We start from the raw sequence: 13647 nt of genomic DNA on the forward strand, positions 1-13647 counted from the left end.
GTTCACGCAACGGTGGGTTCCACTTTCTTTAACTCATACCCCAGCTCTTTGGCCCGGCGATGCAACTGTCTCTCCTGCCGGGCAATTACTTCTGCCACATACGCTTCTTCCTGCTGCTTCGTGTAATCCCCGCCATACCGCATCAAATGGTAGATAATCCTGGCCAGCTTGTGGGCGGTTGCCGTGATCGCTTTCGGTGCTCCCAGGCGAGAACGCTGTCTTCTTAAATAGCCACCCAGGTAACTGGTGCTCCGCATCAACCCCCACGCAGCCAACCGCAAGGCGTGGGCCGCGCGCCCTTCCCACGTCGCGTCTTGCTGACTGCACTTTTCCGCCGGTTTTCTTGAAGTTGGGGCACAATCCCAGCCAACTGGTGAAATGTTTTACTGTCGGCCATTTCGTAAAATCGGTGCCCAGTTCACTGATCAGGGTCAACGCATGAATTTCATCAATCCCTTCAATGGCAGTTAAATCCACTCCCGATACCAGATACAACGCCGTACGAACATCAAAGCCCGGATCGTGCGGCTTTCGGCCACGCACGCGTGGTTTCTTCGGCAGTGGGGGCAATTCGCTTTGGCGTATCATTGATTTCAAATGAATTGCAATCCGACTATCCACCAGAGCAATTGTCTCCTGATACTTTTCCCACAAAGCCAGGCAGCATTGCAATTCCAGCAGATACTCATCCCGATACCGCCCAGCCAGGGCAGTGGCAATTTCGGCTTTCGTATGTTTGCAACGGCGATCCCGCAATTCACCTAATTGTTCAGGATCACGTTCTCCAGCCACGATCGCCCGGATAATTTTCAATCCGGTAACACCGGTGATGTCACCAACCACATTTGTCAATTTCAGATTCATCAATTCCAATGCTTTCTGCATGCGTTGGATGTGCTGTCCGGACAGCCGCACCAGATTAGCACGTTGACGTACGAGATCCCGCAGGGTCTGGGTGAGATCGTCTGGCTGAAACACGGCAGGCAACAGACCATGCCGATGCAGACGCTGTAACCACTGGCAATCAAGCTTGTCTGTTTTGGGTCGGCCCTGAATCTGCCGGGCAAACTTGGCGGAAGTCATCACCACATGAAAACCAGCTTCGAGCAACGTGAGGAATAATACGTGGCCATAAACACCTGTGGCTTCGATGGCAATCGTGGTGACTCCACAGAACTGCAACCATTCGACCATTTGATGTAGGCCCGGGGTATGTGCAGGAAACTCGCGGATGAGAATGGTACGATCTGGCGTGGCTTCGACACATACCCAATGGGTACGGTCTCCCACATCAATGCCGGCGGCGTGGCGATTGGCAATCGGCAACGCCGCCAGTTTTGCAGCGGCTTCGGACTGATTTTTCACTTTTTCCTGTGTTCGGTTCATGCTGACCTCATGAAAATGGGATGGGCGTCAGGAGTCGGCAGTGGCACCAGCCGTCCCAACGGGATCAACCAAATCAGTAACGGAAAAGGTTGTCACCAAACGAAAGGGCCGAAATCGCTCCTGAACCCACACGAACCATCGAGCCGAGCACACGCTCTGAACATCATCGACTTGCCGGGCTTGTACGCCACATCCCGATGGGGTATGATAACACTGAATTGAAGTTCCCGGCTCAAAGGTGTCTGAAATATTCAGACCGGACCAAGAACCAGGCGCTCAACCTGACCCGGTGCTGCTGGGTGGGTTTTGTGGTAGAATCCGTGTCGAGTGGCCCGGCAGCACCGGGCAGGTTAGCTTCAACGTTAGGGCAATCGAGACATACGTGTCTTCCGATGTACGATTAGAATTTGCAGATTTCCTAGAACGCCTTGCGGATGGTCGAGGTGTATGTAGTAGTATCGAGTGGGGTAAATTCATTGTCGGCCATTATCGTGATCAAGAAGTCGAAGAGATTCGTCGTAGCGTAGCCCGACTAGGTATTAGCTGGGCGTTTCGAGAATGGCCTGACCTGAATCTTGAGTTGCTGCGTAAGTGGTCCATTCAGTTGCGTCGGTCGTCCGTGCCCTAACCAACCGCTGCAGTGGACGAGCACGCGTGCGTTGAAAGTGTAATTCGTGCCTTGTGCGTCCTGCCCCGCACGCGGCTCGCAACTGAGCGGCAGCGTTCGGCTACAGAGGTGGAGGTACAGTTAGCCAGCCATGGGCGTTCAATCCGACCTCATCCTCGCGAGGGCCGATGCAGCGGAGGACATCCGCGCGTCAGATAGTCCCTCTGCCGAATGGGACGGCTTCAGCTTCAAGGGTATGGATAACGTGAAGATCGCGATGCTGTTGTCGCTTCTGAGCAGCCAATCGCCGAGTGCGGACTTTGGGAAGTGGCTTGACGCGATTCCCACTGTCGGCGATGAGGTGAACGGTCCGTGGGTCTTCACGCTCGCAGACAATGCTGTCGACGCCCTTGCCGCAATCGCCTCCAAAGAGGATGAAGAGTTTGGAACGCTGGCCAAATCGTGGGGCGCGAATAAGGAGTTCGAGGGCTGGGAACCGGACGAAGTGAACGAACTCCTTCGCAGCATCGGCGACCTTGCCGAGACAGCGACGCTAGAGAAGAAGTCGATGTTTTTGTGGGTGTCCCTGTGAAGGCTGGCTAACCACGCACTGGAACGGACTGACCGGGCGGAACGGTCCTTTTGTGATTCGAAAGATGGTCGAGCGCCAGGCTGGCCGTTCAATGCTGATCCGTTATCATCAATGACATGACCCTCGACGATCTCAAGCGATTGATTGAAACAGCCAACTGGTTCGCCAATCTCGGAAAAGCGATTACCGCGCCGGGGCTCGTTCCCGTCACGGACTCCGATTGGCAGCGTTTCATGCATGCTACCACGTGTGCGGAATTTGGCCTTCCGCACGGTGACAGCGTTTTCGAGAAGCCTCTGTTCTGGGAAATGACTTGGCTGCCGACCGCGAACGAGGAAACTGATCCAATCCACGGATGTGCGCTTGAAGATGCAGCGTGCCACCTGAATCGAGAAGATAAATTCAAAGCCGCGCGTATCGAGGCTTTTCGTTTGGCCCTGGTGTCGCAGCGCAAAGTTCCGGAATTGCCCGCGCTCAAGGTTGGGGCGACAGACTCAAACAACCCAGCGCGAATGGCAGGAAGATTTGCCTGCCGATTGGCTGCTTCGGAGATTGTCGTGGATCAGGTTGGCTTTTGGTGTGAGATGGTGCGGCTATTCCACAAGGGCCATTGGCCGTTCGGTCGTTTGCCAAGCGGCGAGATTGCTGTCTTGTGACGGCGCGGAGCAGCTGCTAACAAAGTGTTGCACTTGACGGGCCGGTATTTCGGTTTTTCGAGACACCACGTTCCTTGCATCCGGCTGGCAAGTGAACGCAGGCGTTATGCGTCGGAAGCACGATGGGGACTACGCACCGATTTCTCGCACTTGGTAGCGACCTTCAACAGGTCTACAGCTGGGTCGCTGCACTCCCCAATCCGCCAAAGCTGATCCCGGCTTCCGGCTGCCAGCACCTCCACTTTGATTCCCTCGGAGGCCTTCAACCGCCGACCGGAGCGGTGGATCCGAAGCAGTCGCCGGTCGCGTCGCTTTTTGTTCCTGAGCAGATTCGGTCGGTGCTGTGGACGGCGGGCGAACTTCATTTTCTCGCGACTCCACTTCGCGAGAAGTTTCCTGAGCTTCACGCGATCAGCAAGAGATTTGCCAAATGGCTCCACGAGTTTGATTGCGTTTTCGAGTCGCCAGGCAAGCAAGGCGCGTTTGACTACTACTTGGAAGGTAGCTTGCGGAATTTCGATCCGCCGATCTTCGCGTTGCCAGAGGCGTTCGCTGCATTGAGAGGCGGCCAGTACTTCGTATCGCACGGTTCCACGCCGGAAAGCGTTGAGTTTCTGTGTGGGTCGCTACGTCTGCGCGGTGTAAACTGCGAAACGGCCGACGCATAGCCACAAGTTGCAATTGACCGCAGTGGATCGACACTGAGATCATCGCCGTGCACTTGCAAGGGCAACTCGAGTGCCCGTAAATAAAGCATAGTGAGCCGCAGAAGTGCATTGCCTACGCTTTCCCCGCCCGTGTCGGTCCCGGTTTCTGCCCAGTGGGCAAATCGTTCCGCCGGGTGGGCGTTTCAATAAGACAACTTGTAGATTCCGTACGTGTGGGCAAGAGTTGAGATAATTTCATGGCGAACCTGGTTTCTCCCGAATGGCTAACTGCTCGAGATGGTGGCTTGGCACCTGGTTTGAACGAACGAACCGTGCTGGTGACATTTCATGGTCACCCGCAGTACCGTCTGGTGGCCGCACCCGCTAAAGGTACTTTTACGTGCGTCATCACCCAGATGAATAACGGCAAACGGCTCGATCTGGGCAAGCAGTACGATTCGCTGCAACTGGCACTGACCAAGGGGCTGGACGAATTACGAGAGCGGCTGGGGTGGTAAACCGGCAGGATTATGAAGATATTTTCATGAATGATTGGTTTTTGCTGTCTCATCGTGCAAATCATTAAAATGGAAGTTGAGAACCACCTGGTTTGATCTGTTGGTGGCAACCGGAGAAGACAACGATGTCGCAATTTTTCCCATGTCCGAATCCTCAATGCGATTATCCTTTTGACAGCAACGTGCTGCCACCTGCGGCAATGGTGACCTGTCCGAAATGTGCCACCCGATTTCCGTATCGGGCCGGTTTCCCCATCCCCACCATGGAGCAATTACAGGCGCCCGTGGGCAGTCCGGGTGGGCAGGTTCCGGTTGCGGGCTTTGCCGCACCTGCACCGGGTGCCACCGCACCTGCATCAACGGGCGAACGGCCTGTGGTGAACTATGCGACTGGCCGGCGGATGAATAACGCCCTCCTGACGGGCTTACTGGTCGGTGGGTTTACCCTGTTCCTGGTGCTGGCGATTGTTGGCTTCCTGATATTCAACAAAAAAGGCACCGATTTCTTCGGTCCCACCCCATTTCGGGATGAGCGACTGAACTTTACCTTTAAAGGCTTTGATTCTGGTTGGGAAGAAGATGCCCAACTGCGGGAATCACTGCAGTTAAACATTTTTCTCCGCAAAAAGGCGGGTGCGAATGCCTGGATTGGCATGTACGCCCACGATTTTGATACACGGGAACCGCGTCCGAATGAATTGCGGGCTCAGATCGACCGCCGTCTTCGGACCCGTTTCAAAAATACCCTGGAGACCCGCGAGGTTCCCGGCCTGACATGGGGTGGCCAACCTGCGATTGCGATTGAATTTTCGGCGAATTACGACACCACACCGGAAATTGCCGATGAGGAAAGCAAAACCTTCCTTTCCTGCCGTGGGGAAGTGTATGCGATGACGTACAAAGGGGTGGCATACCTGCTGATCTTCTGGGGGGATGCCAAGGACTGGGATTCATTAAAGCCAGAACTGGTGCAGGTTCGGTCACGCTTCGAATTGGGCAAGTTTCGGGAAAAATGGAAGCCTCAGCAGCTCAGTACGATCACCTACACCGATCCCAAAGATCGATTTACGATCACCGACCAGAACGAAATCTGGCGGATGGGCAGATCGCCCGATGATCCGGAACAGAAAGGCCCGCGTAAAGGCAATGCGATTCGCAACGATTACTACATTTTACCCAAAGAAATTGATCCGGCGGGCATTATGTGTTTCCGTGCCATCAAGAAATTCCTGGACAAAGGTGGGAATGAATCGGGCCGCACCGATGTGAAAGCTTTGGTGGTGGAACTGCCAAACACGGGTGATCCGCTGGCATCGGCAAAAAATCATGTTCTTGAACGGATTCGCCGTGACTATCCGGAAGGAACCGAGAATCTGACATTGGAAGATGCTAATTCGCCAAACGAAATTGAGCTTCCCAGTGATGGGGAATTGAAAATTGGCCGTTTTCTCTTTCGTGATCCCCTGAGTCGGGACGATAAGACCTATTGGATTATTGCCGCACGTGTGGTGGGTGACAAAACCATTGCGGTGGAAATCGATGTGCCGGAAAAATATGCCCTGCCGGTAGAAGAGTGGATGGTGAACTTTGCATCATCCCTGCAGCCAAAATAATTGCAAAAAAGCGTTCATGACAACAATTCTGGGTATCGATCCGGGTTTAGGCAAAACAGGTTACGCCGTTTTAGAGGCCGATTCCCAGCAACTGAAACTGGTGGAAGGCGGGATCATTCGGCCCGGCAGTGGGGTGCAGGACCATGAATTGGCCCCCAGGTTACTGCAACTGCACCAATCCCTGATGGAAATTCTGCAGCAATATTCCCCCAGTGTGCTGGTGGTCGAGCAGCTGTATTCTCATTACGATCACCCACGCACGGCGATTATTATGGGCCACGCCCGTGGGGCGATTTTACTGGCAGGTGCCCAGCATGGCCTGAATGTGGTGAGTTACGCCGCGACACAGATTAAAAAAGTATTAACAGGCAATGGGCGTGCCAGCAAAGATCAGGTGCAGTATGCGATTATGAGAGAATTTTCATTGCCTGCGCCTCCAGAACCACCTGATGTGGCAGATGCGATTGCCATTGCCTTGTGCCACGCCCACCTGGGAGGGTGGGGGAATGGTATCCGCAACGCCCAGATTTCCGGGGTCAATCTGCGGGAATTAGGTTTGTTGCCACCAGAACCCCACAGCAGCACGGAAGGTGCGGCATGATTTCCAAAATTACCGGCGTTTTACAGCGTGTTCTGGACGAGGAGGCCCGCCTGCAGGTGGGGGCGTTTGAATACCAGATTCTGATACCGGAATTCATCCGCCGCCAGATTCAGACGCGGTGCAGCGAAGATTTTACCTTTTACACCATCCACTATCTGGAAGGTGGCAGCAATTCGAACCGATTTATCCCGCGGTTAGTGGGATTTTTGACCGAGATGGAGCTGGAATTCTTCGAATTGTTCTGCACAGTCGACAAAGTGGGTACCAAAAAAGCCCTGAAAGCGATGAGCCGACCGATTCATGAAATTGCCGAGGCGATTCAACGTCAGGATGCAAAATGGCTGACCACGATGCCTGGCGTGGGCAAAACCTCTGCCGAACAGATTATTGCGACGTTACGGAACAAAGTAACCCGCTACGCGATGAGCAACCGCCCACGTACGGAAGCAGGTGGCAGCGGAGTGGATCCGAATCTGATGGATGATGTCTACCAGGGACTTCTGGCACTAGGATTATCCCCACTGGATGCCCGCGATCGGCTGGACGCATTGGTGCAGCGAAATGACCCATTTACCACGGTAGATGAGGCAATTATGAAGATTTTTAAGAAAATTGACTAAGCCGCACGCGATACGTGCAGGAAAAACTGCATATAGAAGTAACACGGGTGGTTATCTGCCGACAGTCGAACTACTTTTTCATGAATTTCAAATAAATTTGCTTCCCTTTCGAGCCATCAAACGCCTCGGGCCGCACTTTGGCATCATCCGTTTCGTCTGTAAAACACAATTCCAGCGTTTTTCCGTCGATTTTGACAATTCCTAACATCGGTTTGCCTTTTTCAGCCCCTTCGTTGGGGGTCAGGTCGATTGCAATTGGCTTCTGGCTGGCATCGATCACCATAGTGGCTGGCTTTTTGATGGTCATCCCGTCACGTGTGGTGATCAGTGTCGCAGTGTCCTTCGAAATCTCCAATTGCAGGCTTTTCACGATTTCGTCTGGTGCACGCATCCCACCACGGGTAAGTTCGACAGGCACCCAGGTGCCTTGTAGTGCGTCAACGATCTTCTTGTTGGCTGCGTCGTCTGCCACCGTGGGCAGCGTACAGGCAAGAACGATGAATAATGATAGTTTTCTCATGATATTCCTTGTAAATATTTGGAACTTGTACAGATCCAGCACACTATTCTGCCAGTTTATTGCAAAAAATCCAATGCCAGAGACGCTGGATGTGGTTAAACGGGCAGATTCCAAATGAGAAATCTTAGAGTTAGAGGCTCGATCGATGAAGAAAAACATGAATTGCCAGAATTTGGCACGAAAACATCTTCTGCTTATTGCCATTTTTAAGTGGACTAACTAACGTAGTCTATTCCTGATTACCCCAAAAAGTGGCAATCAGGTATTAAGTTGTCGCTGAATACCCGGTGTTTTACAGATGATGAACGAGAAAATCCGTATCCGAATGGAAGGATATGACCACGAAACGCTAGATCGTACGGCCGCGGAGATTGTGGATACGGCTCGTCGCACAGGTGCAGAAGTACACGGTCCGATCCCGTTGCCAACACGCATCGAGCGGTACACCGTGTTGCGATCGCCCCACATTGACCGGAAATCTCGCGAACAATTTGAAATTCGTACACATAAGCGATTGATCGAAATTCTGTCTCCAACGACGAAAACGATTGAGGCACTGAACAAAGGTGGGCTCAGCCTGCCAGCGGGTGTCGATATCAAAATCAAGGTGACTTGATCAAATTGCTTGACGATTGTGGGAAAGTTGCTAACAATTTCTTTTCCCACGATTTCAAAAACGAAGTCGGTGATCGAACAGTTGGCTGAAATGTGCAACTGAATGCTTCTGTCGCCAGATTTCGAAAAAAATTGTTGAAAACGGTAAATAAAGGCCGCAAGCCTGATTGTAAAACAGGCGGCGGCTTTTCTGTTGATGGCCCTTGGTTGTCGGCAGGTAACCCGGTTTCTCGACTCTGGGTGGTTTTTGTTGTTTGTAAATCAGGCAGTTGGCTTCCGCAAGTTGCTGCTGCTTAAGGACTTAGGGACATGGCATCCCCTCGAATCGAAACAGTAACGGGCAGCTTTGCAATTCCAGTGCTGGATGCAAGCGGCAAGCAAATCGAAACCATTACGGTGGATGCAGCGGAGTTTGGTGGCAAAATCAGCCCCACCCTGCTGCACGAAGCTGTTTTGATGTACGAAGCAAACCAGCGTGCAGGCACCCACAGCACCCTTCGCCGAAGTGAAGTTGCTGGTAGTACCAAGAAGCTCTTCAAGCAGAAGGGTACGGGTAATGCCCGCGTGGGTAACAAGCGAACCAATAAACGGCGTGGTGGTGGTACTGCAAAAGGACCAAAACCTCGCGATTACAGCTACGCATTGCCACGCAAAGCGATGCGAAGTGCCACCCGGATGGCGATTCTGGCCAAGATTCGCGATGGCGAAGCTGTGGTGATTGACCAGTTTGGACTTGCTGAAATCAAAACCAAGGCAATGGCCACAGTGCTGAATCAGGTGGTGGCAACTACTTCGGCTGCTGCTGCTGATGCACCCAAAAAGAAAGCCAAGCCAACCACGATGCTGATTGGTACCGGTGGTATCGATAGCGTGGTGTACAAATCGGCCCGTAATCTGCCTGGCGTGCAAGTGCTGCCCGCCAGCGATTTTAATACTTACGCCGTGCTACGGCCTGCCCGACTGGTGCTGACACGGGACGCACTGGAAGCATTGCGAAACCCACAACCCAAAGCAAAGCCCGAGGCTGCCTAACCAGTTTTTCCAAGGAATAACAATCGGGTGGAATTGAGTCATGAAAACGAGACCACGACCAGTAAAATATCGTCGTAAAAATAAACTGCGGTTTGAGCATATTCCCGGACCTTCCGGAGTAGTGCTGGAGCCGTATCAGGTGATTATGCGTCCCCTGGTGACCGAAAAAGGCACGCACCAGAGTTCCAAGCACAACGGGTACAGCTTCAAAGTGAACAAGCTGGCCACGAAATCGGATATCAAATCGGCAATCGAAGTGATGTTCAATGTGCGTGTGACCAAAGTGTGCACCCAGATTCGCCACGGTAAAGCCCGTCGCGTGCGTTTCAAGGTGGGGCATATGCCAGATTGGAAGAAAGCAATTGTGTTTCTTCATGAAGAAGACAAGATTGACTTCTTTTAATCGGAACTGCTTGCTGAATAAATATTTACGTAAACCGTTGACAAAGATAAGCCATGGGTATTCGACAATATAAACCGACATCCGCCGGACGACGTGGTGCCTCGGTGAGTGATTTTGCAGAGTGTACCACACCACGCAAAAACAGTCCTGAAAAGTCGTTGCTGGCGCCTTACAAGAAAAAGGGCGGCCGCAATAACCAGGGGATCGTTACCTCGCGTTTCCGTGGGGGCGGTCATAAAAAGCGTTATCGTGTGATCGACTTCAAGCGAAATCTGCACGATGGGGTGCCCGCGAAGGTTCTGTCAATCGAATATGATCCATGCCGAACTTCGCGGATTGCGTTGATTCAGTACGGTGACGAGCAGCAGACCAAGGCCTACATTCTGGCACCTGATGGGTTAAAAGCTGGCGACAATGTGCAGGCTGGCCCCACCGCAGAAGCTCGATTGGGGAACTGTCTGCCACTGGCACGCATTCCGCTCGGGATGACAGTGCACAATATTGAACTGCAGCCAGGCCGTGGCGGCCAGATCTGCCGTAGTGCTGGCTGTTCTGCTACCCTCACGAACCGTGAAGCAGACTGGGCCCAGATTACGATGCCTTCGGGCGAAATTCGACGGGTAAATTCGAAGTGCCGTGCCAGCATCGGCTCAATTTCGAATTCAGAACACATGAACGTGGTTTTAGGTAAGGCGGGACGTCGTCGCTGGATGGGTCGTAAGCCTCACAACCGTGGAACTGCGATGAACCCGGTTGATCACCCCATGGGTGGTGGTGAAGGTCGTACCGCTGGTGGTCGTCACCCATGTTCGCCCACCGGTGTGCCTGCAAAAGGTGGCAAAACGCGGAACAAAAAACGAAGTTCCAGCAAGGCCATTATCCGCCGCCGCAAACCAGGCAAGCACCAGCAGTCGTAAGTTCTGGTGTCTGTTCTGCGTTGTTTGAAAGTTTTTTTGGGAAATATCTGGCCGTTCATTTGATTGGCTTGTAGTTATAATTGTCTGCGATTTTTGGCACCAGCCTGTCGCGACCGGTTGATTTCACAGAATGCTACCACATTCGAATCAATCCCCAGCCAGTGATAACCACCCAGCCACGAAACTGATTTGTTTTCAGGTCGGTTGAGTGGTCGTTATTGTTATAAGTGCTTTGCAGGTATGAGGTTAGTGAATGAGTCGTTCAGCGAAGAAAGGGCCCTACGTTGATGCCAAAGTAGCGGCAAAAGTCGAGAAAGGGGCTGCTTCCGGGCACCGCGAACCGATCAAGACATGGGCTCGCGACTGTACGATTACCCCGGACTTTGTTGGAGTGACCTTCCTGGTTCACAACGGCAAAGCGTTCATTAAGGTGTACGTGACCGAAGATATGGTGGGGCATAAGCTGGGTGAATTTTCGCCTACCCGAACCTTCCGCGGTCACGCAGGTGGCAAGAAACGATAGTTTGTTGGTGAGATGGATGTCAACGGATTTGTTTCCGTTGAACAGAAATGGTTTTCCTTTACCCGGAAATGATTGGTTGTGTGGTGCTGCTGCTGGTTCAGCCACCAGGCAACAATAGTCAGCCGGCGGTCTCAGACCAGTGAAACGAGATGGATACGAAAGAATATACCGCAAAGCATCGCTACGCCGATGTGACCGCTCGCAAGATTCGTCCGTTCGCGGACCTGATTCGGGGTCGTCATGTTGATGAGGCGATTGAACTGTTGAAGTACGAGCCAAATCGCGGTGCGATGCTGGTGCGTAAGGTGCTGCTCAGTGCGATTGGTAATGCCAAGGACAAAGGGATCGACGATACCGATGATCTGGTGGTGACAACCGCCTGCATCGACGATGGTCCCATGTTCAAGCGGATGCGGCCAAAATCGCGGGGTTCGGCCAACATGATTCTGCGTCGCATGGCCCACATTCGGATCGGCGTGGCACTGCCCGCAGAAGAAGATGCTGGTGTCGAGCAGGCGAAAGTGGTGGTCAGCACCCCAGCCGAACCAGTGGCAGGGCCCGCTCAGCTGCCGGTAAGCCAAGAAGTGTCAAACGAACAAGCCAAAGACGCATAGGATCGGGGGAACGTTGATATGGGTCAGAAGGTACGACCAACCGGCTTTCGAACCGGTGTGATGATTGGATGGCAAAGTTCGTGGTACGCAAACAAGCGTGACTTCTCGGATCTGTTGATTGAAGATCGCAAGATTCGGGGTTTTATTAAGAAATTATTAAAGAAGAAGCGCCCACAGATTTCCCGGATCAAGATTGAACGCACCCGTGAAAAGGTGATTGTGACGATCTTTTCGGGCAAAATCGGTGTAATTATCGGCAAGAAGGGTGCTGACGTTGAAAAACTGACTGAACTGCTGCAGCGTTTGATTCGCCGCGTGGTTGAGGTCAAAACGGTCGACGTCACTCGTCCCGAAACTGACGCTCAGATCATTTCAGAAGATCTGGCAGAGCAGTTGGAAAAACGGGCCAGCTTCCGCCGGATCATGAAGCAGGCAATGCAGAAAGCGATGGATGCAGGGGCGAAAGGGATCAAGCTGCAATTGTCCGGTCGATTGGGTGGGGCAGAAATGGCCCGCTGCGAAAAGTCACTGACTGGCAGCGTCCCGTTGTCAACATTGCGTGCCAAGGTCGAGTATGGCTTCAGCGAAGCAAATACTCCCCAGGGTAATATTGGAATTAAAGTGTGGGTGAACAACGGCGATTATCTGACAGAAGAGATTCTGGATCCGAACGCTGGTGCCCCACCAAGATCGCGTCGACGCCGTCGGGTGCGTGGCGATGGTAGTGATCAGGCTGCTCCTCAGTAATTTAGTGAGCGATTGGAGGTAATGACACATGGCTAAGATGCCAAAAAGAGTCAAGTATCGCAAGAGCCAACGTGGAGTGGTCCGAGGCAATGCGAATCGTGGTAACACGGTGGCGTTTGGTGAGTTTGGCTTGCAATCGTTTGATGGCGGCTGGTTAAGCGCTGAAACGATTGAGGCAGCACGTGTGACGGTCGCTCAGTTTGTTCGGGGCGAAGGTCGCTTGTACATTCGCGTGTTTCCCCACAAGCCCGTTTCATCGATCCCAGCGGAAACCCGGATGGGTAAAGGGAAGGGGGAAACCGAGTTCTGGGCAGCGGTCATCCGACCCGGAACAGTGTTATTTGAAATCGGCGGTTTGCCGGAAGCAGCAGCTCGCGAGTGTCTCGCTCGAGTTGCGTACAAGCTTCCGTTCAAATGCCGTTTCATTAAACGCCAGGCAGTGTAACTTCCCAACGTGAGATTTTGGAGATTGAGATGGCAGGTTTAACTGCAGAAGCAATTCGGGGGATGACAGACGATGCCCTTGAGATTGCATTAAAGGATATTCAACGAACTTTGTTCCAACTGCGTTTTCAGTCAGCAACTGACCGTCTGGAAACGCCTAGTGAGATTCGTCGCGCTCGTCGCGAAATCGCGCGGATTAAAACGATACTCAGGGAACGTGAACTCAAGCAAGCACAGGGCAGTACGAATGGCTGATACGACCGTTATTTCTCCCGAACGAGGCCGTCGTCGAGTGTTGATTGGCATCGTAACTCGGGACAAGATGAACAAGACCCGTCGGGTCGATGTTGAGCGGCTGGAAAAGCACGCCCGTTACGGCAAGTATGTCAAGCGTCGTACCGTTTGCTATGTGCACGATGAAAAGAACGAATCAATGAACGGCGACATGGTTGAGATCATGGAAACCAGACCATTGTCGAAAAACAAAACATGGCGGTTGGTTCGGATTGTCCGTCTGGCAGCAAGCCGACGTGAAGCAACTCCTGCCGCTGTCACACCAGAAAGCTAGGAACGACCGCTGTGCGGTTGGAGC

General features: G+C 52.8%; 20 protein-coding genes. 17 read left to right on the forward strand and 3 right to left on the reverse strand.

Going from position 1 to position 13647, the window contains the following annotated elements:
* Positions 1–33 precede the first annotated feature (33 nt).
* The gene (locus R3B84_16825; protein ID MEZ6142224.1) at positions 34–1386 is read right to left on the reverse strand and encodes an IS110 family transposase; all 1353 of its coding nucleotides are present in this window, start codon (positions 1384–1386) and stop codon (positions 34–36) included.
* Between the two features lie 382 nt (positions 1387–1768).
* Between R3B84_16825 and R3B84_16830 the strand changes: the two genes are divergently transcribed.
* From R3B84_16830 to R3B84_16840, 3 genes are all read left to right on the forward strand, one after another.
* On the forward strand, positions 1769–2014 hold the full coding sequence (locus R3B84_16830) for a hypothetical protein (GenBank protein ID MEZ6142225.1): 246 nt from the start codon (positions 1769–1771) through the stop codon (positions 2012–2014).
* Between the two features lie 130 nt (positions 2015–2144).
* A complete protein-coding gene (locus tag R3B84_16835) occupies positions 2145–2585 on the forward strand; it encodes a hypothetical protein (GenBank protein ID MEZ6142226.1) in 441 nt (146 codons plus the stop codon).
* A 116-nt stretch (positions 2586–2701) separates the two neighbouring features.
* Positions 2702–3241, forward strand: a complete 540-nt coding sequence (locus R3B84_16840; protein ID MEZ6142227.1) for a hypothetical protein — start codon at positions 2702–2704, stop codon at positions 3239–3241.
* 104 nt (positions 3242–3345) lie between these two features.
* Here the strand turns inward: R3B84_16840 and R3B84_16845 are convergent, their stop codons facing one another.
* Positions 3346–3828: a hypothetical protein gene (locus R3B84_16845; GenBank protein ID MEZ6142228.1), complete on the reverse strand. Its 483-nt coding sequence runs from the start codon at positions 3826–3828 to the stop codon at positions 3346–3348.
* Positions 3829–4145: 317 nt separating this feature from the next.
* Between R3B84_16845 and R3B84_16850 the strand changes: the two genes are divergently transcribed.
* From R3B84_16850 to ruvA, 4 genes are all read left to right on the forward strand, one after another.
* Positions 4146–4406 (forward strand): hypothetical protein, encoded by a 261-nt coding sequence (locus tag R3B84_16850; protein MEZ6142229.1) that lies wholly within the window; start codon positions 4146–4148, stop codon positions 4404–4406.
* A gap of 125 nt (positions 4407–4531) precedes the next feature.
* Complete coding sequence (locus R3B84_16855; GenBank protein MEZ6142230.1) at positions 4532–6019, forward strand: hypothetical protein; 1488 nt, start codon at positions 4532–4534, stop codon at positions 6017–6019.
* 16 nt (positions 6020–6035) lie between these two features.
* Positions 6036–6620 carry a crossover junction endodeoxyribonuclease RuvC gene (ruvC, locus tag R3B84_16860; protein MEZ6142231.1) on the forward strand — a complete coding sequence of 195 codons (585 nt, stop codon included), beginning with the start codon at positions 6036–6038 and terminating at the stop codon, positions 6618–6620.
* Positions 6617–7240, forward strand: coding sequence for a Holliday junction branch migration protein RuvA (gene ruvA / locus R3B84_16865; protein ID MEZ6142232.1), 624 nt, complete (start codon positions 6617–6619; stop codon positions 7238–7240). The genes ruvC and ruvA overlap by 4 nt, the downstream gene beginning before the upstream one ends.
* A gap of 70 nt (positions 7241–7310) precedes the next feature.
* Here the strand turns inward: ruvA and R3B84_16870 are convergent, their stop codons facing one another.
* On the reverse strand, positions 7311–7760 hold the full coding sequence (locus R3B84_16870) for a TIGR03067 domain-containing protein (GenBank protein ID MEZ6142233.1): 450 nt from the start codon (positions 7758–7760) through the stop codon (positions 7311–7313).
* A gap of 298 nt (positions 7761–8058) precedes the next feature.
* Between R3B84_16870 and rpsJ the strand changes: the two genes are divergently transcribed.
* From rpsJ to rpsQ, 10 genes are all read left to right on the forward strand, one after another.
* A complete protein-coding gene (gene rpsJ / locus R3B84_16875; protein ID MEZ6142234.1) occupies positions 8059–8376 on the forward strand; it encodes a 30S ribosomal protein S10 in 318 nt (105 codons plus the stop codon).
* Positions 8377–8684: 308 nt separating this feature from the next.
* Positions 8685–9407, forward strand: a complete 723-nt coding sequence (rplD, locus tag R3B84_16880; protein MEZ6142235.1) for a 50S ribosomal protein L4 — start codon at positions 8685–8687, stop codon at positions 9405–9407.
* A 40-nt stretch (positions 9408–9447) separates the two neighbouring features.
* Positions 9448–9810, forward strand: coding sequence for a 50S ribosomal protein L23 (rplW, locus tag R3B84_16885; GenBank protein ID MEZ6142236.1), 363 nt, complete (start codon positions 9448–9450; stop codon positions 9808–9810).
* 53 nt (positions 9811–9863) lie between these two features.
* Entirely contained in the window at positions 9864–10727 is an 864-nt protein-coding gene (gene rplB / locus R3B84_16890) for a 50S ribosomal protein L2 (GenBank protein MEZ6142237.1), read from the forward strand.
* Positions 10728–10980: 253 nt separating this feature from the next.
* Entirely contained in the window at positions 10981–11250 is a 270-nt protein-coding gene (gene rpsS, locus R3B84_16895) for a 30S ribosomal protein S19 (protein ID MEZ6142238.1), read from the forward strand.
* Between the two features lie 149 nt (positions 11251–11399).
* Positions 11400–11864 carry a 50S ribosomal protein L22 gene (rplV, locus tag R3B84_16900; protein ID MEZ6142239.1) on the forward strand — a complete coding sequence of 155 codons (465 nt, stop codon included), beginning with the start codon at positions 11400–11402 and terminating at the stop codon, positions 11862–11864.
* 18 nt (positions 11865–11882) lie between these two features.
* Positions 11883–12611, forward strand: a complete 729-nt coding sequence (gene rpsC, locus R3B84_16905) for a 30S ribosomal protein S3 (protein MEZ6142240.1) — start codon at positions 11883–11885, stop codon at positions 12609–12611.
* 28 nt (positions 12612–12639) lie between these two features.
* A complete protein-coding gene (gene rplP / locus R3B84_16910; GenBank protein MEZ6142241.1) occupies positions 12640–13056 on the forward strand; it encodes a 50S ribosomal protein L16 in 417 nt (138 codons plus the stop codon).
* Between the two features lie 29 nt (positions 13057–13085).
* Complete coding sequence (gene rpmC, locus R3B84_16915) at positions 13086–13310, forward strand: 50S ribosomal protein L29 (protein ID MEZ6142242.1); 225 nt, start codon at positions 13086–13088, stop codon at positions 13308–13310.
* Positions 13303–13623, forward strand: a complete 321-nt coding sequence (rpsQ, locus tag R3B84_16920; GenBank protein MEZ6142243.1) for a 30S ribosomal protein S17 — start codon at positions 13303–13305, stop codon at positions 13621–13623. Before rpmC ends, rpsQ begins: the two co-directional genes overlap by 8 nt.
* Positions 13624–13647: the final 24 nt, after the last annotated feature.

The organism is Zavarzinella sp., from assembly GCA_041399155.1.
Taxonomy (GTDB): Bacteria; Planctomycetota; Planctomycetia; order Gemmatales; family Gemmataceae; genus JAWKTI01.